Source organism: Burkholderia semiarida, assembly GCF_029268935.1.
In the GTDB taxonomy this organism is placed as follows: domain Bacteria; phylum Pseudomonadota; class Gammaproteobacteria; order Burkholderiales; family Burkholderiaceae; genus Burkholderia; species Burkholderia semiarida.
This window is the reverse complement of record NZ_JAHLCL010000008.1, coordinates 1,925,601-1,951,895: the sequence shown is the minus strand read 5'-3', so window position 1 is coordinate 1,951,895 and position 26,295 is coordinate 1,925,601. Positions and strand designations below refer to the sequence as shown.

At 66.4% G+C, this 26,295-nt stretch carries 21 protein-coding genes; 18 read left to right on the top strand and 3 right to left on the bottom strand.

The window, feature by feature from the left end; translation table 11 throughout:
- Window positions 1-90: 90 nt before the first annotated feature.
- Window positions 91-1,512 (bottom strand): aminotransferase-like domain-containing protein, encoded by a 1,422-nt coding sequence (locus tag KPB06_RS31865; RefSeq protein ID WP_089465738.1) that lies wholly within the window; start codon window positions 1,510-1,512, stop codon window positions 91-93.
- A gap of 266 nt (window positions 1,513-1,778) precedes the next feature.
- Here KPB06_RS31865 and KPB06_RS31860 point away from each other — a divergent pair, with 266 nt between their 5' ends.
- On the top strand, window positions 1,779-3,188 hold the full coding sequence (locus KPB06_RS31860) for a discoidin domain-containing protein (protein WP_275905713.1): 1,410 nt from the start codon (window positions 1,779-1,781) through the stop codon (window positions 3,186-3,188).
- 54 nt (window positions 3,189-3,242) lie between these two features.
- Here KPB06_RS31860 and KPB06_RS31855 read toward each other — a convergent pair whose 3' ends face one another.
- The gene (locus KPB06_RS31855) at window positions 3,243-4,358 is read right to left on the bottom strand and encodes a GlxA family transcriptional regulator (protein WP_081066474.1); all 1,116 of its coding nucleotides are present in this window, start codon (window positions 4,356-4,358) and stop codon (window positions 3,243-3,245) included.
- A gap of 355 nt (window positions 4,359-4,713) precedes the next feature.
- On the opposite strand from KPB06_RS31855, the gene KPB06_RS31850 reads away from it, so the two are divergent.
- The 11 genes from KPB06_RS31850 to KPB06_RS31800 all read left to right on the top strand — a co-directional run bounded on the left by KPB06_RS31850 (window position 4,714) and on the right by KPB06_RS31800 (window position 19,123).
- Window positions 4,714-5,988: a serine hydroxymethyltransferase gene (locus KPB06_RS31850; RefSeq protein ID WP_089465735.1), complete on the top strand. Its 1,275-nt coding sequence runs from the start codon at window positions 4,714-4,716 to the stop codon at window positions 5,986-5,988.
- 38 nt (window positions 5,989-6,026) lie between these two features.
- Window positions 6,027-6,998 carry a dipeptidase gene (locus KPB06_RS31845; RefSeq protein ID WP_034186088.1) on the top strand — a complete coding sequence of 324 codons (972 nt, stop codon included), beginning with the start codon at window positions 6,027-6,029 and terminating at the stop codon, window positions 6,996-6,998.
- A gap of 138 nt (window positions 6,999-7,136) precedes the next feature.
- Window positions 7,137-7,670: a DUF5943 domain-containing protein gene (locus KPB06_RS31840; RefSeq protein WP_059583203.1), complete on the top strand. Its 534-nt coding sequence runs from the start codon at window positions 7,137-7,139 to the stop codon at window positions 7,668-7,670.
- A gap of 68 nt (window positions 7,671-7,738) precedes the next feature.
- Window positions 7,739-9,802 carry an NADH:flavin oxidoreductase gene (locus tag KPB06_RS31835; RefSeq protein WP_089465733.1) on the top strand — a complete coding sequence of 688 codons (2,064 nt, stop codon included), beginning with the start codon at window positions 7,739-7,741 and terminating at the stop codon, window positions 9,800-9,802.
- 3 nt (window positions 9,803-9,805) lie between these two features.
- Window positions 9,806-11,731 (top strand): (Fe-S)-binding protein, encoded by a 1,926-nt coding sequence (locus KPB06_RS31830; RefSeq protein ID WP_059642375.1) that lies wholly within the window; start codon window positions 9,806-9,808, stop codon window positions 11,729-11,731.
- 4 nt (window positions 11,732-11,735) lie between these two features.
- Entirely contained in the window at window positions 11,736-12,905 is a 1,170-nt protein-coding gene (locus KPB06_RS31825; RefSeq protein ID WP_059583198.1) for an electron transfer flavoprotein subunit alpha/FixB family protein, read from the top strand.
- Entirely contained in the window at window positions 12,902-13,687 is a 786-nt protein-coding gene (locus KPB06_RS31820; RefSeq protein ID WP_059583197.1) for an electron transfer flavoprotein subunit beta/FixA family protein, read from the top strand. The genes KPB06_RS31825 and KPB06_RS31820 overlap by 4 nt, the downstream gene beginning before the upstream one ends.
- Before the next feature lie 52 nt (window positions 13,688-13,739).
- Complete coding sequence (locus tag KPB06_RS31815) at window positions 13,740-14,981, top strand: aromatic ring-hydroxylating oxygenase subunit alpha (protein WP_059583196.1); 1,242 nt, start codon at window positions 13,740-13,742, stop codon at window positions 14,979-14,981.
- Between the two features lie 113 nt (window positions 14,982-15,094).
- The gene (locus tag KPB06_RS31810; protein ID WP_226290715.1) at window positions 15,095-16,243 is read left to right on the top strand and encodes an FAD-binding oxidoreductase; all 1,149 of its coding nucleotides are present in this window, start codon (window positions 15,095-15,097) and stop codon (window positions 16,241-16,243) included.
- Between the two features lie 134 nt (window positions 16,244-16,377).
- Window positions 16,378-17,241, top strand: coding sequence for a glycine betaine ABC transporter substrate-binding protein (locus KPB06_RS31805; RefSeq protein ID WP_059642386.1), 864 nt, complete (start codon window positions 16,378-16,380; stop codon window positions 17,239-17,241).
- Window positions 17,242-17,467: 226 nt separating this feature from the next.
- Window positions 17,468-19,123, top strand: coding sequence for a trimethylamine N-oxide permease (locus KPB06_RS31800; protein ID WP_226221196.1), 1,656 nt, complete (start codon window positions 17,468-17,470; stop codon window positions 19,121-19,123).
- Between the two features lie 136 nt (window positions 19,124-19,259).
- Here KPB06_RS31800 and KPB06_RS31795 read toward each other — a convergent pair whose 3' ends face one another.
- Entirely contained in the window at window positions 19,260-20,333 is a 1,074-nt protein-coding gene (locus tag KPB06_RS31795; RefSeq protein ID WP_059584365.1) for a LacI family DNA-binding transcriptional regulator, read from the bottom strand.
- Between the two features lie 212 nt (window positions 20,334-20,545).
- Here KPB06_RS31795 and KPB06_RS31790 point away from each other — a divergent pair, with 212 nt between their 5' ends.
- The 6 genes from KPB06_RS31790 to KPB06_RS31765 all read left to right on the top strand — a co-directional run bounded on the left by KPB06_RS31790 (window position 20,546) and on the right by KPB06_RS31765 (window position 26,283).
- On the top strand, window positions 20,546-21,538 hold the full coding sequence (locus KPB06_RS31790; protein WP_059584368.1) for a substrate-binding domain-containing protein: 993 nt from the start codon (window positions 20,546-20,548) through the stop codon (window positions 21,536-21,538).
- An 85-nt stretch (window positions 21,539-21,623) separates the two neighbouring features.
- On the top strand, window positions 21,624-23,183 hold the full coding sequence (locus KPB06_RS31785; protein ID WP_059584370.1) for a sugar ABC transporter ATP-binding protein: 1,560 nt from the start codon (window positions 21,624-21,626) through the stop codon (window positions 23,181-23,183).
- Window positions 23,176-24,183: an ABC transporter permease gene (locus tag KPB06_RS31780; protein WP_059584371.1), complete on the top strand. Its 1,008-nt coding sequence runs from the start codon at window positions 23,176-23,178 to the stop codon at window positions 24,181-24,183. The genes KPB06_RS31785 and KPB06_RS31780 overlap by 8 nt, the downstream gene beginning before the upstream one ends.
- Before the next feature lie 2 nt (window positions 24,184-24,185).
- Window positions 24,186-25,244 carry an ABC transporter permease gene (locus KPB06_RS31775; RefSeq protein ID WP_275905715.1) on the top strand — a complete coding sequence of 353 codons (1,059 nt, stop codon included), beginning with the start codon at window positions 24,186-24,188 and terminating at the stop codon, window positions 25,242-25,244.
- Window positions 25,241-26,134, top strand: coding sequence for a sugar phosphate isomerase/epimerase family protein (locus KPB06_RS31770; RefSeq protein ID WP_059585084.1), 894 nt, complete (start codon window positions 25,241-25,243; stop codon window positions 26,132-26,134). The genes KPB06_RS31775 and KPB06_RS31770 overlap by 4 nt, the downstream gene beginning before the upstream one ends.
- A complete protein-coding gene (locus tag KPB06_RS31765) occupies window positions 26,131-26,283 on the top strand; it encodes a hypothetical protein (protein ID WP_179231788.1) in 153 nt (50 codons plus the stop codon). The genes KPB06_RS31770 and KPB06_RS31765 overlap by 4 nt, the downstream gene beginning before the upstream one ends.
- Window positions 26,284-26,295 lie beyond the last annotated feature (12 nt).

The following is a 26,295-nucleotide window of genomic DNA, read 5'->3' as shown; positions in this document are numbered from 1 at the left end:
TTCGTCCGCGGCTGCCTTCCGCTTCATTGTTTGTCGCTCGCGCGCGAAACGCAAGGCGCTTCTCGCGCGTCGCGTGCCGCTCGTTTCGTGCTAACTGCCGTGCCGCTGTCGCGCCGCGAGCGTGCCGAGCGTCTCCAGTGCGCGCTCGACGGCCGGCGTCCACGGCCGCCCGTAGTTGAGTCGCACATAGCGGCGAAAGCCGCCGGTCGCGGAGAAGAGCGGCCCGGGCGCGATGCTGACGCCGCTTTCCATCGCATCGCCGAACAGGTGCATCGCATCCACGTGCGGCGGCAACTCGATCCACAGGAAATACCCGCCGCGCGGCGCGAACACTTCGGTGTCCGCCGGAAAATACGCGCGCACGGCCGACAACATTTGCGCCTGGTGCGCGGCGAGATTGCGCCGCAGCTTGCGCAGGAACCGGTCGTATGCGCCGTCGCGCAGGTAGCTCGAAATCGCCATCTGCGCGGGGACGTCGGCGGCCGGCGCGCTCGCGCCTTTGGCCTGCCGGATCTGCCCCACGAAGCGACCGGCCGCGACCCAGCCGATCCGGAAGCCGGGCGCGAGGCACTTCGAGAACGACCCGCAATGCAGGACGAGCCCGTTATCGTCGTACAGTTTCGCGGGGCGTGTGGGCGCCGTGCCGAACTGCAGTTCGCCATACACGTCGTCCTCGATCAGCGGCACGCCGCGCGACGCGAGCAGGTCGATCAGAGCGCGCTTGCGCTCGTCGGTCAGCGTCGCGCCGGTGGGATTGTGGAGCGACGTCATGAACCAGCACGCGCGCACCGGATGCGTATCGAGCGCCTCGGCGAGCGCGTCGAGGTCGAGGCCCGTGCGCGGGTCGACCGGAATCTCGACGGCCTTCAGGTGCAGGCACTGGACGGCCTGCAACACCGCGTGGAATGCCGGCCGCTCGATCGCGACGATGTCGCCCGGACGTGTCAGCGCCTGCAGACTGAGCGTCAGCGCTTCGATCGCCCCCGTCGTGATGACGATTTCCTCCAGCGGCAGCGACGCACCCGCGTTCAGGTAGCGCAACGCGATCTGGCGGCGCAGCGGGTCGTAGCCGGGCGGCAGGCCCTCCAGCAGTTTCGTGCGATCCATGTGGCGGGCGGCCGACGCCACGTGACGCCACAGGCTGCTCATCGGAAACAGCGAATAGCTCGCGAATGCCGAGCCGAGCGGCACGATGTCGTCGCACTTGAGCGAATCGAGCAGGCGGGGCAGCGCGTCATCGTCGTCGGCTTGCACGGCGGCCGGCTTGCGCGGCGGATCGCGGCCGAACCGTACGTGCTTGTCCGCGAGATTCGCGACGAAATAGCCGGAGCGCGCCCGCGCGACGATCAGGCCCTCGCTTTCCAGCGCGTAGTACGCACGAAACACCGTGGACGGGCTCACGCGATACGCGCGGCATGCCGCGCGCACGGTAGGGATGCGCGCGCCGGCCGCCAGGTCGCCGCGCCGGATGGCGTCGGCGATCGTCTTTGCCAGCACCGCATAGCGCTTCATGCGTGCCCTCCGGCCGTTGGACCTCGATGACAAAGAGTAGTACGGCAGCCGTCACGTGCAAGCGCGCCCCATATCGCTGATCCGCATGTTTTGTGAGCGCTCTGATCCTGTTCTTTCGTCTGACAAGCGGGCATCCTCTCGCAAGCTTTGTTCCCGCTGTCCGACCGATACGGAATTCACGCTGCCCGACCGCGAATCCGTGACGCCCGCGCGTGTCGCGCGAGTCCTTTTCTGCGGCGTCCTTACCTTACCCGAAAGCATCCAGCGTGAAACTGAAGACCCTCGTCGCCGGCCTCGTGGCCGGCATCGCCCTCAACCTGTTCGGCGGCGTCGCAGCCGCAGCCTGCGTCAACAATCCCGCCGCCCAGCCGAACGCGACGTTCCCCGCCGCGCTCACCGGAAAGCTCGTCTATCACAGCTACGTCAAGTACGGCGACGGCACGAGCCAGCTTTTCCTCTACGACTTCTCGGCCCATACGCTGACGCAGCTCAGCAAAAGCGCGTGGGGCATCACCGATCCGATGAACGGCGTGTTCAGCCCTGACGGCAAGTGGCTCGCGTTCATGGGCATCAGCAACGGCGCATGGAACGTGTTCATGCTGCAGCTCGGCACGGGCACGCCGCCCGTCAACATGACGCACAGCACGGGCGCCACGCGCAACGAGGATCCGAAGTTCAGCACGGACGGCAAGACGCTCGTGTTCAAGCAGAACGGCGACGTCAAGCAGGCGACGCTGTCGTACACGAGCGCGGGCCCGGTGTTCACGTCGGTGGTGAGCCTGACGAACGCACCGGCCGGCGCCGAGTACTCGATGCCGTTCCTCGCGCCGGACGCGAGCGCCGTGTACTACGCGACCGGCACCGGCGCGAACATGGGGCTGATGAAGCGCACGCTCGCGACCGGCGCGACCGCCGTGTTCGATCGTCCGGCCGGGCTGCAGACGTACTACCCGACCGTGCGTGCGGACGGCATGGTGTACTACGCACGCTGGAAGGACAGCGGCGGGGCCGACCAGATCTATGCGAAGACGGCCGACCCGGCCTCGACGCCGAGCGCGCTCGCGCTCAACGACTGCATGAGCAACAACTCGGATCCGGCGCCGGTCAGCGGTACGAACTACCTGTTCTTCTCGTCGACGACGGCGGGCGGCTATCAGCTGTACGTCGGCGACGTGACGACCGGGCAGCGCTGGAGCCTGTCGCAGTTCGGCGTGAATGCCGACGCGACGAAGGCGAAGCTCGGCGCGAACTACTACGGCGGCCCGGCCGTTACACGCACGCTGCTGTCGCAAGGGCGGCCGGCCGCGGCGTCGGCGAGCTACAACGCGTCGCTCACGCCGGACAAGGCCTTCGACGGCAACACGACGAGCACGCGCTGGGATTCACCCGAAGGCGCCGGCGTCGATCCGCAATGGATCTCGGTCGATCTCGGCGCGACGAAGGCGATCAGCAGCATCGATCTGTACTGGGATGCGGGTGCGCTCGTCTACCAGATCCAGACGTCGAACGACAACGCGAACTGGACGACGATCTACTCGACGAGCAACGGCGTGTCGTACGGGCATGTGACGCTGCCGAACCTGAAGGCGCAGGGCCGCTACGTGCGGATGCTCGGCACGAAGCGGGCGACGCAGTGGGGGTATTCGCTCGATGAAATGCAGGTGTGGGGATCGTAAGCGCAAACGGAAAGCGGCCTTCGAGGCCGCTTTTTTCTTCAGGTACTGCCTGCTTCACGCATGCAGCACATGCGCCGGAAACGCAGGCCCCGCACTCGCCGCACCCTGCGCGAGCGGCGCCACCTGCTTGCGGCGCTCACGCGTCGGCGCGACGCCGAACGCGTCACGGTAGCTCTTGCTGAAGTGGCATGCCGACTGGAAGCCGCACGCCATCGTGATGTGCATGATCGACATGTCGGTCTGCAGCAGCAACTCGCGCGCCCGGCGCAGCCGCAGCGTCAGGTAGTAGTGCGTCGGCGTCATCCCGAGGTGCTCGCGGAAGAGGCGCTGCAACTGCCGCTGCGACATGTTCGCGAGCCGCGCGAGCTCCTCGCGCGACAGCGGCTCCTCGATGTTGTTCTCCATCAGCGAGATCACTTCGAACAGCGACTTGTTCGCCGAGCCCAGGCGCGCGACGAGCGGCATGCGCTGTTGTGCGCTCGTATCGCGCACGTGTTCGACGATGAACTGCTCGGCGATCTGCGTGACGCGTGCGGTGCCCACGCGCGCGGCGATCAGGTTCAGCATCATGTCGAGCGGCGCGACACCGCCCGTGCACGTGATGCGGTCGCGGTCGATCACGAACAGTTCCTTCAGGAAGCGCGTGTCCGGAAACTCTTCCTTCAGCGCCGACATGTTCTCCCAGTGGATCGCGCACGCGTAGCCAGCGAGCAGCCCCGATTTCGCGAGCGCATAGGTGCCCGTGCACAGGCTGCCGAGCGGGATGCCGGAGCGCGCGAAGCGGCGCAGTGTCGACAGATGGGCGGGCGTGGTCGCGCGCTGCACGTCGACGCCGCCGCACACGAACACGATGTCGGGTTGTCCCGCGCACTCGGCCGGGCCCGTGTCGACCGTCAGGCCGTTGCTCGCCGTGACCGGTCCGCCGTCCGGGCTGATCACCGACCAGCGATAGAGCGGCTGGCCGCTCAGGTAGTTCGCCATCCGAAGCACCTCGATCGCATTGGTGAACGCGATCATCGTGAAGTTCGGTAAAGGCATGAACGCGAAGTGGGACAGCGACGCTGTGCGGTCGGGCGACATGGGGAGCGTTCCTTGAATCTCTAATAGCTTTTGGCCCGGGGCACGAATCGGGCTGCGGTATTGTGTGAGCGAGTGCAACAAGCGTGCCATACGGCTAAACCCTAGCTCCATACGTTGTCTGGGCATCGGCGCGTTGCTGCACTGCACCGTATCCGGGAGACGGCGCACTCGAACGTGCGGCAAACGCACTGCCGGTGTGCGTGTCGATAGGTGAACGTCCAATGCCGTTTCGAGCGGCCGTACCGAAAAGCACGACCGGTCACTTGTATAAAACGGACGCGCATGGCGGAAAAGGCAAAGAACGCGTCTAAATTCATCAATCCGCCGAAAATCCGAACGACAAGAATAGAGCCGTCGGCAGCCTTGCACTGGACGAGCGGCAAACCCAGGCACGGCGGGCCCTGAGCTTCGGTTGCAGCCCTTTATTCTTCGTCACGGACGCACTATGTCGAACACCCAGCCTTTCTTCTCGCAGCCCCTTGCCGAGCGCGACGCGCCGGTGCGCAGCGCCATCCTGAAGGAACTCGAGCGTCAGCAGTCGCAGGTCGAGCTGATCGCGTCGGAAAACATCGTGTCGCGCGCCGTGCTCGAGGCGCAGGGCTCGGTACTGACCAACAAGTACGCGGAAGGCTATCCCGGCAAGCGCTACTACGGCGGCTGCGAATTCGCCGATGAGGTCGAGGCGCTCGCGATCGAACGCGTGAAGCAGATCTTCAACGCCGGCTACGCGAACGTGCAGCCGCACTCGGGCGCGCAGGCGAACGGCTCGGTGATGCTCGCGCTGGCCAAGCCGGGCGACACGGTGCTCGGCATGTCGCTGGATGCCGGCGGCCACCTGACGCACGGCGCGAAGCCGGCACTGTCGGGCAAGTGGTTCAACGCGGTCCAGTACGGCGTGAACCGCGACACGCTGCGCATCGACTACGATCAGGTCGAGGCGCTTGCCCACGAGCACAAGCCGAACCTCATCATCGCCGGCTTCTCGGCGTACCCGCGCGCGCTCGACTTCGCACGCTTTCGCGCGATCGCCGACAGCGTCGGCGCGAAGCTGATGGTCGACATGGCGCACATCGCGGGCGTGATCGCCGCGGGTCGCCACGCGAACCCGGTCGAGCACGCGCACGTCGTCACGTCGACCACCCACAAGACGCTGCGCGGCCCGCGCGGCGGCTTCGTGCTGACCAACGACGAGGAGATCGCGAAGAAGATCAACTCGGCCGTGTTCCCCGGTCTGCAGGGCGGCCCGCTGATGCACGTGATCGCCGGCAAGGCCGTCGCGTTCGGCGAAGTGCTGCATGCGGATTTCAAGACCTACATCGACAACGTGCTCGCGAACGCGCAGGCGCTCGGCGAAGTGCTGAAGGCCGGCGGCGTCGATCTCGTCACGGGCGGCACCGACAACCATCTGCTGCTGGTGGACCTGCGCCCGAAGGGCCTGAAGGGTGCGCCGGTCGAGCAGGCGCTGGAACGCGCGGGTATCACCTGCAACAAGAACGGCATCCCGTTCGACACCGAGAAGCCGACCGTCACGTCGGGCATTCGCCTCGGCACGCCGGCCGGCACGACGCGCGGTTTCGGCCTCGCGGAGTTCCGCGAGATCGGCCGCCTGATCCTCGAAGTGTTCGACGCGCTGCGGGCGAACCCCGAGGGCGACCCGGCAACCGAGCAGCGCGTGCGCCGCGAGATCTTCGCGCTCTGCGAGCGCTTCCCGATCTACTGATCGACCCCACAAGAACAGTCACACGAGCGAGAGCAGATATGAGCACGCTGCATCAGGACAGCATCATCATCGACGGACTGAACATCTCGAAGTTCGAGAAGCCGGTGTTCGAGGACATGCGCAAGGGTGGTATCACGGCCGCGAACTGCACGGTGTCGGTGTGGGAGAACTTCACCAAGACCGTCGACAACATCGGCGTGATGAAGAAGAAGATCCGCGACAACGGCGAGCTGCTGACGCTCGTGCGCACGACGGACGACATCTTCCGCGCGAAGAAGGAAGGCAAGACGGGGATCATCCTCGGCTTCCAGAACGCGCATGCGTTCGAGGACAACCTCGGCTACATCGAGGCGTTCGCCGACATGGGCGTGCGCGTCGTGCAGCTTTGCTACAACACGCAGAACCTCGTCGGCACCGGCTGCTACGAGCGCGACGGCGGGCTGTCGGATTTCGGCCGCGAAGTGATCACCGAGATGAACCGCGTCGGCATCATGGTCGACCTGTCGCATGTGGGCGGCAACACGTCGTCGGAAGCGATCGCGTTCTCGAAGAAGCCGGTGTGCTACTCGCACTGCCTGCCGTCGGGCCTGAAGGAGCATCCGCGCAACAAGAGCGACGCGCAACTGAAGGAGATCGCCGATGCGGGCGGCTTCGTCGGCGTGACGATGTTCGCGCCGTTCCTGAAGCGCGGCATCGAAGCGAACATCGACGACTACATCGAGGCGATCGACTACGTCGTGAACCTGATCGGCGAGGACGCGGTTGGCATCGGCACGGACTTCACGCAGGATTTCGCGAAGGAATTCTTCGACATGCTCACGCATGACAAGGGCCGCTATCGCCAGCTGACGAACTTCGGCAAGGTGATCAACCCGGACGGCATCCGCACGATCGGCGAATTCCCGAACCTGACCGCCGCGATGGAACGTCACGGCTGGAAGGAATCGCGCATCCGCAAGATCATGGGCGAGAACTGGGTACGCGTGTTCAAGGACGTGTGGGGCGCGTAAGCGCCCGCCGAGCCGAACCGCTCCCTTCGTTTCAACATAAAAAAATCGGGACGTGCCAGCGCTTGCCGCGCGGGCACGCGGACGATGTCGCGCCTGCGCGCCGAGCCGCGCGGCCACTTTCCTCACGGAGTCACCACGATGCAACCGCAACTGCCGATCAACGTCGATCCCGATACCGGCGTCTGGACCACCGACGCGCTGCCGATGCTGTACGTGCCGCGCCACTTCTTCACGAACAACCACGTCGCCGTCGAGGAAGCGCTCGGCGTCGAAGCGTATGCCGAGATCCTCTACAAGGCCGGCTACAAGTCGGCTTACCACTGGTGCGACAAGGAAGCCAAGCAGCACGGCATCACCGGCATGGCCGTGTTCGAGCATTACCTGAAGCGCCTGTCGCAACGCGGCTGGGGGCTGTTCTCGATCATCGAGGCAGATCCGGCGAGCGCACGCGCGAAGATCGAGCTGCGCCACTCGTCGTTCGTGCTCCAGCAGCCGGGCAAGGAAGGCAAGCTCTGCTACATGTTCGCGGGCTGGTTCGCGGGCGCGATGGACTGGGTCAACGACACGACGCCGGAAGGCAAGCATGCGCCGCGCGCGCAATCGAAGGAAGTGCAGTGCGCGGCCGAGCATCACGACCACTGCGTCTTCGAAGTGTCGCCGATCGCGCACTGATGCATTGATTCACTGAAGCAGAACAACACCCGCAACACGAGACATTCGAACGCCAGAGGTCGCCAGCGATGCGTTATCCCCACCTGTTCAAACCCATGCAGCTGAACCAGCTGACGCTGCGCAACCGGATCGTCAGCACCGCGCACGCGGAGGTGTATGCCGAGCCGGGCGGCCTGCCGGGCGACCGCTATATCCGCTATTACGAAGAAAAGGCGAAGGGTGGCGTCGGCCTGGCCATCTGCGGCGGCTCGAGCCCGGTGTCGATCGACAGCCCGCAAGGCTGGTGGAAATCGGTGAACCTGTCGACCGACAAGATCATCGATCCGCTCACGCGCCTGGCCGACACGATGCACAAGCACGGCGCGAAGATCATGATCCAGGCGACGCACATGGGCCGCCGCTCGTCGTTTCACGGCGAGCACTGGCCGCACCTGATGTCGCCGTCGGGCGTGCGCGAACCCGTGCACCGCGGCAACGCGAAGATCATCGAGATCGAGGAAATCCGCCGCATCATCGGCGATTTCGCGGCGGCCGCGAAGCGCGTGAAGGCGGCCGGCATGGACGGCATCGAAATCTCCGCCGCGCACCAGCACCTGATCGACCAGTTCTGGAGCAAGCGTTCGAACCATCGCACCGACGAATGGGGCGGCAGCCTCGAAAACCGCCTGCGCTTCGGTATCGAAGTGCTGACGGCCGTGCGCGAGGCGGTCGGCAAGGATTTCTGCGTCGGCCTGCGCATGTGCGGCGACGAATTCCACGAGGACGGCCTCGATCACGAAGCGCTGAAGGAAATCGCGCAGGCAATGTCCGAGACGGGCCTGATCGACTACCTGAGCGTGGTGGGCTCGGGCGGCGACACGCACAACACGATTGCCAACTGCATGCCGCCGATGGCGCTGCCGCCGGAGCCGTTCGTGCACCTCGCGGCCGGCATCAAGTCGGTCGTGAAGATTCCGGTGATGCACGCGCAGAGCATTCGCGACGCGGGGCAGGCCGAGCGCCTGCTCGCGAACGGGATGATCGACCTGGTCGGCATGACGCGCGCGCAGATCGCCGATCCGCACATGGTGATCAAGATCCGCGACGGCCGCGAGGACGAAATCAAGCAGTGCGTCGGCGCGAACTATTGCATCGACCGCCAGTACAACGGGCTCGACGTGCTGTGCATCCAGAACGCGGCGACGTCGCGCGAAGCGACGATGCCGCACATCATCGAGAAGTCGCGCGGCCCGAAGCGCAAGGTCGTGGTGGTCGGCGCCGGCCCGGCGGGCCTCGAGGCCGCGCGCGTCGCGAAGCTGCGCGGCCACGACGTCGTGCTGTTCGAGAAGAACGCGGAAGTGGGCGGCCAGGTGATGATCGCCGCGAAGGCGCCGCAGCGCGAGCAGATGTCGGGGATCATCCGCTGGTTCGACATGGAAACGAAGCGCCTGGGCGTCGACCGGCGTCTCGGCGTGGCCGCCGACGAGAAGATGATCATGGCCGAGAAGCCGGACATCGTCGTGCTTGCCACCGGCGGTTCGAGCTTCACGTGGCAGGTGCCGGCGTGGGGCGTGGCCGAAGGCCTCGCCGTGAGCTCGTGGGACATCCTGACCGGCAAGGTCGAGCCGAAGCAGAACGTGCTGCTGTTCGACGGCGTGAGCACGCATGCGGGCGCCGGCGTGGCCGACTTCATGGCGAGCCGCGGCTCGAAGGTCGAGGTGGTGACGCCGGACGTGAAGGTCGCCGACGATTGCGGCGGCACGACGTTCCCGATCTTCTATCGCCGCCTGTACGCGTTCGGCGTGATCCCGACGCCGAACACGATGCTCGATCGCGTCTATGAAGAGAACGGCAAGATGATCGCCGTGCTGCGCAACGAGTACACGGAAGAACTGGAAGAGCGCGCGGTCGACCAGGTGGTGATCGAGAACGGCTCGTCGCCGAACGACGAGCTGTACTGGAAGCTCAAGCTGGAATCGGTGAACCGCGGCCAGATCGATCCGCACACGCTGTTCGCGGCCGAGCCGCAGCCGTGCCTGTCGGAAGAACTCGGCAACGGCCGTTTCCTGCTGTTCCGTGTCGGCGACTGCATCTCGATGCACAACGTCCACGGTGCGATCTACGACTCGCTGCGTCTCGTGAAGGATTTCTAAAAGATGAATCCGTCCTTCCTCATTACCGCCTTGTTGTGGCTGTCGGTGGCGGGGCTCGCGTTCGCGGTCGCGAAGCGCTCGTCCTACTGGCGTCTGGGCCGCGCCACCGCGCCCGGCGCGTTTGGCGTCGCGAACCTGTTCGCGATTCCGAAGCGTTATTTCGTCGACCTGCACCACGTGGTCGCCCGCGATCCGTACATCGCGAAGACCCACGTCGCGACCGCCGGCGGCGCGATCGGCGCGCTCGCGCTGGTGTTCGTCAACTACGGCCTCGCGATCTACTCGCCGTGGCTCGACAAGCTGATCTTCCTCGCGGCGCTCGCGATGCTGGTCGGCGCGGTGTTCGTGTGGCGTCGCCGCGCGGCGAAGAACGTGCCGGCGCGCCTGTCGCGCGGCCCGTGGAATACGCTGCCCTGGCTGCTCGGTTCGTTCGCGCTCGGCCTCGTGCTGTTCATGCTGGTGCCCACCGGCGCGATGTCGGGTGCGTTCGCGGTGCTCTGCGCGCTGCTGATCGGCATCGGCGCGTTCACGATGACGGTCGGCGCGGCGAAAGGCGGCCCGATGAAGCATGCGATCGCCGGCCTGCTGCACCTCGCGTTTCACCCGCGCCAGGAGCGTTTCGCGGCCACCCGCGAATCGTTCACCGGCAACGGCACGGCCACGCCGCCGACCGCGCTGAAGCTGCCGGACATCGACCATCAGGAGTACGGCGTCGCGAAGCCGGTCGAATTCCGCTGGAACCAGTTGCTGAGCTTCGACGCATGCGTGCAGTGCGGCAAGTGCGAAGCCGCGTGCCCCGCGTTCGCGTCGGGTCAGCCGCTGAACCCGAAGAAGCTGATCCAGGATCTCGTCGTCGGGATGGCCGGCGGCACCGATGCGGCGTACGCGGGCAGCCCGACGCCGGGCCTGCCTGTCGGCCAGCATCGCGGCGAGCCGAACGGCCCGATCGTGTCGGGCCTGATCGAGGAACAGACGCTGTGGTCGTGCACCACCTGCCGCGCGTGCGTGCAGGAATGCCCGATGCTGATCGAACACGTCGACGCGATCGTCGACATGCGCCGCAACCGCACGCTCGTGCACGGCACGGTGCCGGGCAAGGGCCAGGAAGTACTCGCGAACCTGCGCGAGACGGGCACGATGGGCGGCTACGACACGGCCGCGCGCTACGACTGGTCGGTCGACCTGAGCGCACCCGTCGCGCAGCCCGGCAAGCCGGTCGACGTGCTGTTCGTCGCGGGCGAAGGCGCGTTCGACATGCGCTACCAGCGCACGCTGCGTGCGTTCGTGAAGGTGCTGAACAAGGCGGGCGTCGACTACGCGGTGCTCGGCCCGACCGAGACCGACACGGGCGACGTCGCGCGCCGGCTCGGCGACGAAGCGACGTTCCAGCAGATGGCGAAGCGCCTGATCGGCACGCTCGGCACGCTGTCGTACAAGCAGATCGTGACGGCCGACCCGCACGTGATGCACAGCCTGCGCAACGAATACCGTGCGCTCGGGCTGCGCGTGACGGTCAAGCATCACACGACGTATCTGGCCGAACTGGCCGACAGCGGCAAGATCGCGCCGAAGGCGGTCGAGGCGCTGCAGGAGAAGCGCACCACGTATCACGACCCGTGCTACCTCGGCCGCTACAACGGCGAGACGGAAGCACCGCGCAAGCTGCTGAAGACGATCGGCATCCAGGTCGTCGAGATGGAGCGCAACGGCATGCGCGGCCGCTGCTGCGGCGGTGGCGGCGGCGCGCCGCTCACCGACATCCCCGGCAAGCAGCGCATCCCGGACATCCGCATCGCCGACGCACGCACGATCGGCGCGGACGTGGTCGCGGTTGCGTGCCCGAACTGCACGGCCATGCTCGAAGGCGTCGTGGGCCCGCGCCCCGACGTGCTCGACGTCGCCGAACTCGTCGCCGCCTCGCTGGAGTGAATCGATGAATACGATCAAACGAATCGATCCGCGCCGGCCGTTCATCATCACGGCCGCCGGCCTGAAGCGCATCACGCTCGGCGAGGAAGGCAGCGCCGATGCGAACGCCGCGCAGTGGTCCGCGCACGGTCATGGCGCCGCGGCGGCGAAGCCGCGCCGCGCGCTGCAGGATCCGAAGCACGTGATGCTGGTGGTCGCCCATGGCGAACGCGGCGCGCTCGACGACCATTCGCGGCAGGCGATCGCCGCCGCGGCCGTGCTCGCCGATGCGCAGACCGAAGTCGCGCTGCTCGCGTTCGGCGAACTCAAGGACGACGTGGCCGAACTGGGTGTCGACAAGCTGCTCGAGCTGACCGGCTTCGATCGCCGCGCGTTCGATCCCGAAAGCGAACTGCAAGCATTGCAGGCCTGTGTGGCCGCGCTCGCCCCGAAGCATGTGTTCGTGCCCGACAACGCGACCGGCGACGGCGATCTCGGCCGCCGTTACGCGGCGGCGGCCGGCGCGAGCGTCGCGACCCACGTCGTCGAGATCGACGCGAAGCACGTGGGCGCGTACGCGCAGGCCGGGCGCGCGTTCGCGACCCGTGCGCTGCCCGACGTGATCCTGCTCGCGCAGAACGCGGTGGAGGCGAAGCTGCCGTTCGTCGGCGCCGGCGAACGCGTGGCTGCCGATTTCATCCGCCCGGCGCATGACGCCGCGCAGCCGTACCGCGATCTCGGCCTCGACGAAATCGATGCGGCCCAGGTCGCGCTCGAGGAAGCCGATTTCATCGTGTCGGCCGGCAACGGCGTGTCCGACATCGCTGCGTTCGAGCGGCTGGCCGGCGTGTTCGGCGCGGCGATCGGCGCGAGCCGCGTCGCGGTCGACAACGGCCACTTCACGCGCGACAAGCAGGTCGGTGCGACCGGCAAGACGGTCGAGGCGAGCGTGTACATCGCGTTCGGCATCTCGGGCGCGGTGCAGCATTTGCAGGGGATCAAGGATTGCCGCCACGTGATCGCGGTGAACCTCGACGGCAGCGCGCCGATCGCCAAGCGCGCGAACCTGACGGTGGTCGGCGACGCGCAGGCGACGATCGCCGCGCTGATCGAACAGGTCCAGGCCGCGCGGGCCGCGCGCGGCGAATCGCCGGCCGCGGTCGGTACCCGTGAACCCGAAGGAGTCGCGGCATGAATGCCCCTCGCCCCTTGCAACGCATCGCGGTGCTCGTGTCCGTCGGCCGGCATCCGGTCAGCGGCGTCGCGCGCTACAGCCGCAACGATGCGGCCGCACTCGAAACCGGCCGCCAGCTCGCGGAAAAACATCGCGCGACGCTCGACGTGATCCACGCGGGCGACCCCGCCAACGCGGCGCTCGCCGAGTATCTGGCGCTCGGCGCGCGGGAGGTTGAAGTGCTGGCCTGCCGAGACGGCGACGATGCCGTGCACGCGCTCGCCGCGCGCATCGAAGGCTACGACCTCGTGCTGACCGGCACGCGCGCCGAGGGCGCGTACGACACCGGGATGCTGCCGTACCGCGTCGCCGCGGCGCTCGGCTATCCGCTCGTCGGCTCGGCCGTCGACGTGACGGTCGATGGCGGTCGCGTGGCAGTCCGGCAATTTTTGCCGAAAGGGCTGCGGCGGCGTGTCGACGCGGCGCTGCCGGCCGTCGTGGCCGTCCATCCGCTCGCCGGTGTCGAGCCGCGCTATGCCTATGCGCGGCTGCGCGCCGGCGCGATCCGGCCGGCGCTCGCGGCGAGCGGCGCGGACGCCGACGCGACCGCGTGGACGGTCGGCCCGGTCGAGCGTAAACCCGTAAAACTGGTCGCCGCCGAGAAGCGCTCCGGGCATGCCCGGATGCTGTCCGCGACGACGACCGAAAGCCGTGGCGGCAACGTCGTAAATGAAGGGAGTTCGGTCGAAAAAGCACAAGTGATCCTTGCGTATTTGCGCGAGCATCAGCTCATCGACTACTGATTTTGATGCCTGTCGGCAAGAACCCAGGGATGCAAGGAATCCGGAGCAAACGATGAAAGTATCGGCAGACATTCGTGCATTGATCGAACGCCGCAAGGCAGGCTACAGCCTCGAAGCGCCGTTCTACACGAGCGAGGACATTTTCGCGCTCGACATGGAGGCGATTTTCCGCCAGCACTGGATCCAGGTGGCGATCGAACCGGACATTCCCGAGCCGGGCGATTACGTGACCGTGCAGTTGGGCAACGATTCGATCCTGATCGTGCGCGACGACGACATGGCGATCCGCGCGTTCCACAACGTGTGCCGTCACCGCGGCGCACGCCTGTGCAACGAAGATAAAGGCTCGGTCGGCAACATCGTGTGCCCGTACCACAGCTGGACCTACAACCTGACGGGCCAACTGATGTTCGCCGAGCACATGGGCGAGAAGTTCGACCGTTGCAAGCACAGCCTGAAGTCGGTGCACGTCGAGAACCTCGCGGGCCTGATCTTCATCTGCCTCGCCGACGAGCCGCCCGTCGATTTCGCGCAGATGCGCGCCGAGATGGAACCGTACCTGCTGCCGCACGATCTGCCGAACACGAAGATCGCCGCGCAGATCGACATCATCGAGGAAGGCAACTGGAAGCTCACGATGGAGAACAACCGCGAGTGCTATCACTGCGTCGCGAACCATCCGGAGCTCACGATCTCGCTGTACGAATACGGCTTCGGCTACCAGCGTTCCGACGCGAACGCCGAAGGCATGGACGCTTTCGCCGAGACCTGCGTGCGCCGCGGCAAGGAGTGGGCGGAGATGGGCCTGCCGTCCGCCGAAATCGAAAAGCTGCTCGACGTGACGGGTTTCCGCACGCAGCGCCTGCCGCTCGACCGCCACGGCGAATCGCAGACGCTCGACGCGAAGGTCGCGTCGAAGAAGCTGCTCGGCGGCTTCGACAAGGCCGACCTCGGCGGGCTGTCGTTCTGGACGCAGCCGAACTCGTGGCACCACTTCATGAGCGATCACATCGTGACGTTCTCGGTGATCCCGCTGTCGGCCGGCAAGACGCTCGTGCGCACGAAGTGGCTCGTGCACAAGGACGCGAAGGAAGGCATCGACTACGACGTGAAGAACCTCACGGCCGTGTGGAACGCGACCAACGACCAGGATCGCGCGCTCGTCGAATTCTCGCAGCGCGGCGCGACCAGCAGCGCGTACGAGCCGGGCCCGTATTCGCCGTACACGGAAGGTCTCGTCGAAAAATTCTCGGCCTGGTACATCGGCCGGCTCGCCGAACAAACCGGCGCGTAGTCGTCAGCGGAACAGCAAGCGGAGCAACTGATGAAACGACCCTCACGTTCACTTCGTTCACTGCCCCCCGCGGGGGCGGTCAGCCTCCTTGGGGCGGCCCTGCGGAGGCTGACATGATGCGAGATGCGGCCAATTTCGAGCCGGCGGACAGCCGGGTGACGCGCCCGGCGTTCTGGAACGCGCTGCCCGAGCGCTGGACGAGCGACGTCGAGGAAACGCTGGTGTGCTGCCACGTGCGGCAGGAAACGCACGACGTGAAGAGTTTCTTCTTCCGTTCGCCGCAGGGCCGCACGTTTTCGTTCGAGCCCGGGCAGTTCCTCACGCTCGAGCTCGACATCGACGGCGAAACGATCAACCGCTGCTACACGATCTCGTCGTCGCCGGCGCGGCCGCACACGGTGTCGATCACGGTGAAGCGCGTGCCGGGCGGCAAGGTGTCGAACTGGCTGCACGACAACCTGCAGCCGGGCGCGTCGGTGCGCGTGCTCGGCCCGGCCGGCGAATTCACGTGTGCAAGGCATCCGGCACGCAAGTACCTGTTCCTGTCGGCCGGCTCGGGCATCACGCCGCTGATGTCGATGAGCCGTGCACACCATGATCTCGCGGAAGATCGCGACATCCTGTTCGTGCACAGCGCACGCACGCCGGACGACATCATCTTCGCGCGCGAGCTCGACCTGATCGCGTCGAACCACACGAATTTCCGCACGTCGTTCGTCGTCGAGCGCGTCGGCGCACGCACCAACTGGCCGGGCGTCACCGGCTTCCTGACGCTGCCGCTGCTGAAGCTGATCGCGCCGGATTTCATGGAACGCGAAATCTTCACGTGCGGCCCCGCACCGTACATGAAGGCGGTGCGCGACCTGCTCGACGAAGCCGGCTTCGATCGCAAGCAGTATCACGAGGAAAGCTTCTCGTTCGAGACGCTCGCGCAGACCGCGAGCGACGAGCTGTTGGCCGATCTCGCGCCGCCGGCCGAAGGCGGCGACGCCGGCACGAAGCAGTACACGGTCAGCTTCGCGAAGAGCAATCGCGAGATTTCGTGCGGCTCGGAGCAGCACGTGCTCGACGCGGCGCGCCAGTCGGGCGTGCGGCTGCCGGCATCGTGCACGCAGGGCATGTGCGGCACGTGCAAGGTGAAGCTCGTGTCGGGGCAGGTCGAGATGAAACACAACGGCGGCATCCGCCAGCGCGAGATCGATCAGGGGATGGTGCTGCTGTGCTGCAGCAAGCCGCTGTCGGATCTCGTGATCGACAAGTAGTCGAAGGCGCCCATCGGCTGTCCGGGCGCGTCGCGTCCGGACAAGCATCTGTCGGAAAACAACGATACCGCGGATTTGTGGTTGAAGAACCTAGAGAGACAACGCGCACGGTGCGCAGACCAAGGAGATCGACCATGAAATTGTTCGGAAAACTGTTTTGGGCCGGCGCGCTGTCGGCGATGGCGGCACTGAGCGCATCGGCGCTCGCCGATACGAAGCCGACGCTGAAAATCGGTTACGTCGAAGGCTGGGACGACAGCGTCGCGACGTCGAACGTCGCCGCGCGCGTGATCGAGAAGAAGCTCGGCTACGAGGTGAAGCTCGTGCCGGTCGCCGCCGGGATCATGTGGCAGGGCGTCGCGCGCGGCGATCTCGATGCGACGTTGTCCGCATGGCTGCCGGTCACGCACGGCTCCTACTGGAGCGAATACAAGAGCAAGGTCGTCGACCTCGGCGCGAACTTTCCCGACGCGAAGATCGGCCTGATCGTCCCGGATTACGTGAAGGCGAAGAGCATCGACGATCTGAACGCCGAGAAGAGCAGCTTCGGCGGCCGCATCGTCGGCATCGATGCCGGTGCTGGCGTGATGCGCAAGACCGACGAGGCGATCAAGAACTACGGGCTGAGCTACACGCTGATGCCGAGCTCGGGCAGCGCGATGACGGCCGAATTGTCGCGCTCGGTCGGCGCGAACAAGCCGGTGATCGTGACCGGCTGGGCGCCGCACTGGATGTTCGCGAAGTGGAAGCTGCGCTTCCTCGAGGATCCGAAGAAGGTGTTCGGCGGCGCCGAGCACGTCGACAGCGTCGTGAATCCGGGCCTTGAAACCAAGGCGAAGCCGGTCGTCGCGTTCCTGAAGAAATTCCAGTGGAAGCCGGGTGAAATCGACAGCGTGATGCTGGCGATCCAGAACGGCTCGAAGCCGGAAGCGGCCGCGGATGCGTGGATCGCGGCGCATGCCGACCGCGTGAATGCGTGGACGGAAGGCGCGCAGTAAGTCTCCCGACATACGTCGTACGAATCATCATAAAAACACGCCGGGAATGGCATGCAGGAATCCGAAACAATAAGGATGAAATGCAGCCATATCCCGGAATTCTTTTTCGGATTCTGCAAGAAAGCGCGTAAGTTGTTACACTAGCGCCCTTGTGCGGAGTCATCCCGCTTTGTATCGGAGCAGCGTAAACGTTGAAGCGCTTACGCTGATCGAGAGGAGGAATTGGATGAGTCAAGCAGGACTGCGTGCTAATCGCACCAGTGATGTCGAGGCAACCATCTCACATGATTCGACGGGCCACACGCTGCATCGTGGCCTGACCTGGAAAGACGCTTTTTGGGTAACGAGCGGCGTGCCGGCAGGCGTGCTGTTCACGATCGGCGGCGTATGCGCGACGATCGGCCAGCCCGCGTGGGCGATCTGGATCGCCGCGATCACGATGGGGCTGGTTCAAAGCGCGACTTATGCGGAAATATCCGGGCTATTTCCGCATAAATCGGGCGGCGCGTCGGTGTATGGCGCGATCGGCTGGGTCCGTTACAGCAAGCTGATTGCCCCGGTGTCCGTGTGGTGCAACTGGCTCGCGTGGTCGCCGATGCTCGCGCTCGGCTGCGGCCTCGCGGCAAGCTATGCGCTCACGAGTCTCTTTCCCGCCAATGCGGCGGTGCTGCACTGGCAGCTCAAGGTTGCGGATCTCGGGTTCATCAAGCCCGGTCTGTCTTTGCGGATCAACGCGACGTTCATCATCGCGACGATTCTGCTTCTCATCACGTTCAAACTTCAGCACAGCGGTGCGTCGAAGGCCGCGCGTACGCAGCGCATTCTCGGCATCGCGTCGCTCACGCCGCTCTTGATCGTCGGCATCGTGCCGTTCGTCACCGGCGACGTGCCGATGTCGAACCTGCTCCCGCTGCTGCCGCTCGGTCACGACGCGCAGGGCAACCTCACGGCCGCGACCTTCGGCGCGTGGAACGGGCAGGGCGTGACGATGGCGCTCGGCGCGATGTTCATGGCCGGCTGGGCGTCGTACGGTTTCGAGACGGCCGTCTGCTACACGCGTGAATTCCGCGATCCGCGGCGCGATACCGCGAAGGCGATCTTCTGGTCGGGCGCGCTGTGTCTCGTCGTGATGACGCTCGTTCCGATGGCGTTCCAGGGCGCGCTCGGCACGCAGGCGATGCTCGATCCGGCGATCGGCGACGGCACCGGCGTCGCGGCCGCGATGGCGAAGATCGTCGGCGGCGGCGCGTGGGTCGCGAATGCGGTCGTCGTGATGCTGATGCTGTCGATCCTGCTGATCGTGATGACGTCGATGATGGGCTCGTCGCGCACGCTGTACCAGGCATCGGTCGACGGCTGGTTGCCGAAGTACCTGTCGCACGTGAACGAGCACGGCTCGCCCACGCGCGCGATGTGGACCGACCTCGGCTTCAACCTCGTGTTGCTGATGATGTCGGACTACATGACGGTGCTGTCGATCTCGAACGTCTGCTACATGCTGTTCGTATTCCTGAATCTTCAGTCGGGCTGGATCCACCGGATGGATCGCGGCAACTGGGATCGGCCGTTCCGCTGCCCGACGTGGCTGCTCGTCGCGGGCTCGATCTGCGGCTATGCGAACCTCGTCTATGTTGGCGCGGGCGCGAACCTGCAGGGCGAGGGCACGTTGCGCAACGGGCTGATCGCGATGTTGCTGATCGTGCCGGTGTTCCTGTATCGCCATTACTGGCAGGACCGCGGCCGATTCCCGGCGCAGATGCAGCGCGACATGGAGCTCGAAGTGCCGAAGCGCGCGCCTTGGCTGAGCCTGATGCCGTATGCGGCGTTGATCGGCGCGGCGCTCACGATCTGGTTGTCGTACTACTTTGCTTGGGTGAAGTGAGCGCCTGAGACTCGCTCGCCCGGAGCGCACGCACACGGTTTCGGCGCGGCGTCGCGATGTCGCGCGACCTGAATGAAGAACGCCCGGCTGGCCGCAAGGCCGGTCGGGCGTTTTTTTTCATGCCGCGTGCGCGTGGTCAGCCGGCCGGCTCTTCGTCGCTCGCGCGCATGTCGTCGTCGAGCGTGCGCATGAAACGCGTCGGCACCATCACGACCGGATGTGGCGCGCTGCTCTCGGCGTCATTGGTATCGAGCAGTGCGAATGCTTCGGCAATCAGCCGCTGCACGTCCTGCCGCAGCATCGTGACGTCGAACGGCAGGCGCGCGGCGAACGGATCCCAGTCGAAGCAGCCGACGGCCGTGCGCTGCCAGATATCCCACGGCAACTCCGACGCGAAACGGACGAGCCCTTCGAACGACGTGATCGAGTTCGTCAGCATGCCGGCAGGCAGCCGGCCGAGCGTCTCGTAGCGTCGCGCGAGCGCCTCGCGCGCGGCGGCGGGCGCGTAGCCGCAACGCTCGATCGCGTCGTGCGGCGGCGGCGGCAGGCCGCGCGCGGCGAACGCGTCGTGAAAGCCCGCGATGCGCATCTCCGTCGCGTATTCGCCGGCGATGCCGCCGAGCAGCATCAGTTCGTTTGCCGAATTGCCGCGCGCGATCATCTTGTCGATCAGCACGTCGGTCAGCGCCCGCGCGCCCGCGCGGTTGTCCGACACGACCGACGGCGCGCCTTCTCCCGGCAGGTCGACGTTGATCGACGGTATGCCGGCCGCGTCGCACAGCGCGTTGAGCGGAGCCGGATTGCGTACGCCAGCGATGAACAGCAACTCGACGCGCTGCGCGAGCAGCGTCTGTGTAACGTTCAGTTCGACGTCCCGGTCGCGCTGCGTGCCGACGACGATCGGGCACAGGCCGCGCCGGCGCGCCTCGTCCTCGAAGGTTTCCGCGAGCCCCGCGAAGAATCGGTTGCGGTAGTGCGGGATGACCATACCCGCCAGCCCCGAACGCGACAGGCGCAGGCCGCGCGCGCTCAGGTTGACGTTGTAGCCGAGCGTCTTGGCGCTGTCGAGAACGCGGGCGGCCGTCTCCTCGCTGATCCGGTAGCGCGCCCAGTTACCGTTCAGCACCATGCTGACCGTGGACGTGGATGCGCCGGTCGCCTTCGCGATGTCGTAGATCGTGGACTTGCGTCCGGTAGTCGTGCGGGCCATCTGCGTCGTTGCTCCCCTCGAGTGCGTTCTGGTCCTGATGATGCCGACGGTATGCGTTTCGGGACGCGATTCCCTATCAGGGTTTTCCCATGCTTCCCGTCGGAGCTAAATGGATTCAGCATACATGAAACAGTTTGCTGAATGGATTTAGCAACTGACCGCCATGTCGCGGCTCGAGAGCCCGGCGACGGTCGCCTTCGGATGGAGGAGACATGTCTGTGAACTTCTTGCGCACGGTATGCGCGGGCGTGGCTGCGTTCGCGCTCGCAACCGGTATCGCGTCGGCGTCGCCCGACAAGCCGGTGATCGGCGTCGTCGTGAAGATCGGCGGCATTCCATGGTTCAACGCGATGGATGCGGGCATCCGGAAGCGCGCCGAGCAACTCGGCGTGAAGGCGTTCATGGTCGGGCCGACCAGCGCGGATCCGGCGCTGCAGGTGCGCGCGATCGAGGACCTGATCGCGCAGAAGGTCGACGTGATCGGCGTGGTGCCGAACGATGCCGAGGTGCTCGATCCGGTGCTGCAACGCGCGCGGGCCGCTGGCATCAAGGTCATCACGCACGAATCGCCGAAGCAAAAGAATACGGACTGGAATTTCGAGCTGGCGTCCGCGAAGGGGTTCGGCGAAGCGTATGCGAAGAATCTCGCCGCCGCGGTAGGCGGCAAGGGCGAATACGCGGTATTCGTCGGCTCGTTGACGGTACCGCTGCACAACGCATGGGCCGATGCCGCGATCGCTTACCTGAAGGCCAACTATCCGGGCATGAAGCTCGTGGGCGACCGCTACGGCGTGGCCGAGGATGTGGACGCTTCGCGCAAGACCGCGCTCGACCTGATGCGCGCGCATCCGGACCTGAAGGCGATCCTCGCGTTCGGCAGTCAGGGGCCGATCGGCGCCGCGCGCGCGGTTGCCGAGCGGCAGGCGAAGGGCAAGGTGATCGTGCTCGGGCCGTTTTCCCCGGGGCAAGGCAGGCGCCTCGTGCACGACGGCGTGCTGAGCGGCGGCTACATGTGGAATCCGGCGCAGGCCGGCGAGGTGTTCGTCACGCTCGGCACGATGCTCGCGAAGGGGCAGCCGGTCAAGGACGGCACGACGATTCCGGGGCTCGGCGTCGTGCATCCGGACGGCCACAACCTGATCGTGAACCAGCTCGTCGAGCTGAACGCGAAGACCGTCGACGATCTCGCGAAGCAGGGGCTGTGAGCGACGCACCCCGGCGCGACGCGTCATGTGACGCGGTCGTTCCACTCGCCCGATGTTCGATTGCAGGCCGTAACGGAGCATAGCGATGATGTCTGCCCATTCCCGCGAAGCCGCGGCGTCCGGCCGGTCGGTCAGGCCATCGGCCGCGTGCGCGGCCGGCGCGCCGCTGCTCGAGCTCGACAACGTGTCGAAGACGTTCGGCGGCGTGCAGGCGCTGCAGCAGGTGCGTTTCGACGTGATGCCGGGCGAAGTGCTGTGCCTGGCCGGCGAGAACGGCTGTGGCAAGAGCACGCTGATCAAGATCGTGAGTGGTGTCCATCGTCCGGAACCCGGCGCGGTGATCCGCTTCGACGGCAAACCGGCGGTCGATCTCGATCCCATGCGGGCGCGCGCGCTCGGCATCCAGGTGATCTGGCAGGACCTCGCGCTGTTTCCCGAGATGACGGTCGCCGAGAACATCGCGTTCGAGCAGAACCTCGGCGCGCGTCCGCGGCTGGTTCACTACGGGCGGATGAAGACGGCCGCGCGGCAGATTCTCGCGCGGCTCGGCGTCGAGCTCAATCTCGACAGGCCGGTGCGCACGCTCACGATCGCGCAGCGGCAGGTCGTCGCGATCGCACGCGCGCTCGTGGCGCAGGCGCGCCTCGTGTTCATGGACGAACCTACCGCGTCGCTCAGTCACGCCGAGACGCAGGCGCTGCTTGCGATCGTGCGCCGCCTGTCGGCCGACGGCATCGCGGTGGTGTTCGTCAGTCATCGGCTCGCGGAAGTGCTCGACGTCTGCGCGCGCGTGACGGTGATACGCGACGGTCGTCATGTCGGCACGTTTCCGACGGCCGGGATGACGCAGACGCGGCTCACCGAACTGATGACGGGACGCACCTTCGACTACGCGGTGCGCACGACCGACCTGTCGACCGCACCGGCCATGCTGCGTGTCGACGGACTGTCGCGGCGCGGCGAATACGATGCGGTGTCGTTCGAGGTGAGGCGCGGCGAAATCCTCGGCCTGACGGGGCGGCTCGGCGCCGGGCGCACCGAGTTGGCGCTGTCGCTGTTCGGAATGACGCGACCGGATGCCGGCACGATCACGCTCGACGGTCGGCCGCTGTCGCTGCGCTCCAACCGCGACGCGATTCGCGCCGGCATCGCCTATGTGTCGGAGGACCGCCTGCAACTGGGGCTGGTGCAGCCGCAATCGATCGGCGACAACACCGCGATCGCGGTACTCGACAGCTTGCTTGGCGCGGCGGGTCTGATTTCGCCGCGGCGGCGCGACGCGCTGATTCGCGACTGGGTCGCGCGGCTCGCGGTGAAGATCGGCGGTCCCGACGACGCGGTATCGACGCTGTCGGGCGGCAACCAGCAGCGCATCGTGCTCGCGAAATGGCTCGCGACGAAGCCGAAGCTGCTGATCCTCGATTCGCCGACGGTCGGCGTCGACGTCGGCGCGCGCGCCGGCATCTTCGCGATCGTTCACCGGCTCGCGTCGGAAGGGATGGCGATCGTGCTGATTTCCGACGAGATTCCCGAGGTTTACTTCAACGCGGACCGTATCCTGCACATGCGCGACGGCCGGATCGTCGCCGAGTACGTGCCGGGCCGCGAGCCGATCGACCACATCGAGCGAGACGTTCATGCGTAACCTGCAACCCTTCGGCATCGGCGCGACCGAAGCGTGGCTGCTCGCCGTGATCGTCGCGATGGCGGTCGGCCTCGGCTTCGCGACGCCGACCTTCCTGACGCTGTCCAACCTGTTCGACCTGCTCAACCAGAGCGCGGTCAACATCATCTTCGCGGTCGGGCTGCTGATCGTGCTGATCGCGGGCGGCATCGACATCTCGTTCGCGGTCGGCGCGTCGGTGGTGCAATACCTCGCCGCGCTGTCGCTGATGCGGCTCGGCGGCGGCAACTGGGCGCTCGGCTTCGCGTTCGCTGCCGGCTTCGGCATCCTGCTCGGCGCGGTGAATGCGACGATCATTTACCGGTTCCGCGTCGTGTCGATCGTCGCGACGATCGCGACCTTCAATATCTTCTTCGGCGGGCTGATGTTCGTGACGGGCGGCGTGTCGATCTACGACCTGCCGGACTGGTGGATGAATCGCATCGCGATCGTGCAGGTCGAAACGACGGGAGGCGTCGCGTCGCTCGGGCTGCCGGTCGCGGTGATGGCCATCGCCGTCGTCGCGACGTGGTTCCTGTTGCGCCGCACGACGCTCGGTCGCCAGCTCTACGCAACGGGCGACAACCCGGAAGCCGCACGGCGCGTCGGCATCGATGTCGCGACGATGCATTACGTCGCATACGGCTGGCTCGGGATGATGGCGGGCGTCGCCGGGCTGATGCAGGCGCACTACGTGCAGGAGGTCGTGCCGAATGCGCTGCACGGCCGCGAACTGGACGTGCTCGCGGCCGTCGTGCTGGGCGGCGCGCGGCTCGGCGGCGGGCGTGGCTCCGTGCTCGGCGCAATCCTCGGCATCCTGCTCGTATCGATTACCGCGAACGGGCTCAACCTGCTCGGCGTGTCGCCGTATGCGTTCAAGATGATCGTCGGCGCCGTCATCCTGATTGCGATCACCGTGTCGAGCGACGGCGTCGCCCGGCTGGCCGGCTCGCGCTTCCTGTCGCCGCGTGCGAGGGCATGATCATGAAACATGGACAATCCCGGCGCCTGGCAGTGCTGTCCGTGCCGGCCGACGTGGCCGGCCTGCTCGGCTTCCTTGCCTGCGTCGTCGTGGCGATGAGCCTGGCATCGGATCGCTTCCTCACGGACGGAACCTTCGTGTCGATCGCGTTCCAGCTTCCCGAGCTCGGGCTGTTCACGCTCGCGATGCTGATGCCGCTGGTGTCCGGCGGCTTCAATCTCGCCGTTACGTTCACCGCGAACATCGCGGGGCTCGCGATGGCGTGGGTGATCCAGTCGCACGGCGGCCCGGAGGCCGGCATCGCAGCGGTCGCGCTCGGCATCGCGGCGGCGCTCGCGACGGGCGCCGCGGCTGGCTGGCTGACCGGCGCGGTGATCGCCTGGACGGGCGCGAGCCCGATCCTCGTGTCGCTGTCGGCGATGATCTTCCTGCGCGGCCTTGGCGAATTCCTGACGCGCGGCGGCGACATTTCCGGGTTCCCGCCGGTCGTGCGTGCGATGGGCAACGGGCTGTGGCTCGGCGTGCCGGTGCCGCTGTGGATCTTCGCGGGCTGCGCGCTGCTGTGGCACGTCGTGATGACGTATTCGCGGCTCGGCTTCGTCACGCGGATGATCGGCTCGAACGCGGAGGCGACGCGCTACTCGGGCATCTCGACCACGCGCGCGATCACGCGCATCTACATGCTGTCGGGGCTGATGTGCGGCGTGGCCGGCGTCGTGATGCTGTCGCGCTTCAACTCGGTGCGTGTCGGCCACGGCGAGGCGTTCCTGTTGATCTCGGTGCTTGCCTGCTTTCTCGGGCGTGTCGATCCGTTCGGCGGCTTCGGTCGCGTCGCGCCGGTCGTGATCGCGCTCGTGATCCTGCAGGTGATCGCATCGGGCCTCAACCTGCTCGGTGCGAGCCAGCATCTCGCGACCGCGCTGTGGGGCGCGTTCCTGCTCGCAGTGATGCTGGTGCGCTGGGCATGGGCCCGGCATGCGTCGCGGCCGCGCAGGCCCAGTTCAAGTGCGGCGCCTGCGCTCGGCGCCCTCGAACCCCCTCAACGGAAGGAGACGAAATGAACAAGCTTGGCGTACATGCGCTGGTGTGGGAAGCCGGCTGGAGCCGCGACGCGTGCGTGCGCGCGATCGCGAACACGGCCGAGACGGGCTTCGATTTCATTGAGGTGCCCGCGCTCGATCCCGATTCGATCGATGCCGAGTTCACGCGGCGCGAACTCGAACGATCCGGCCTCGGCATCACGTTCTCGCTCGGGCTAGACGCGGAATCCGACATTTCGAGCGGCGACGTGCAGAAGGCCGCGCGCGGCAAGCAAAAACTCGAGGCCGCGCTGCGTGTCGCGCGCGATTGCGGCGCGACGCACGTATGCGGGATCCTGTATTCGGCGTTCCAGAAGAATGTCACGCCGACGACGGCTGCCGGCGTCGCGATGTCCGCGGACATCCTCGCGCAGGTGGCCGACATGGCCGCGCAAAGCGGCATCACGCTCGGGCTCGAGGTCGTCAATCGCTACGAGTCGAACGTGCTCAACACCGCGTCGCAGGGTGTCGAGCTGTGCCGACGCATCGCGCGGCCGAACGTGAAGGTGCATCTCGATACGTATCACATGCATATCGAGGAGTCGGACGTGACGTCGGCGATCCGCGATACGGGCGAGCATCTCGGCTACGTGCATGTCGGCGATTCGCATCGCGGGTATCTCGGATCGGGCAACGTCGATTTCACCGCGGTGTTCCGCGCGCTGGTGTTCAGCGGCTACACGGGGCCGATCACGTTCGAGAGTTTTTCGTCGCGCGTCGTCGGCCAGCCGCTCGAAGGCATCCTCGCGATCTGGCGCAACCTGTGGGAAGACAGCCACGATCTCGCCGCGCACGCGCTGGCCTTCACGCGCGTGCAGCTCAAGTCCGCGCGCGAGGCACTGAAGCAGGCCGAGCGGAGCCGTCTGCCATGAGCGGCGCGTCGACGGGCGCGCGACACATCGACCGCGAGGCGTTGGCCGCACACCTGCTGCGCGCGAAGCTGGACGGCAACGATCTGATCAATGTCGACAGGGTGCTGGCGCACAGCCTTCCCGCCGATTTCCTGGCGGGCAACGCCTGATAGAGGCCGGCG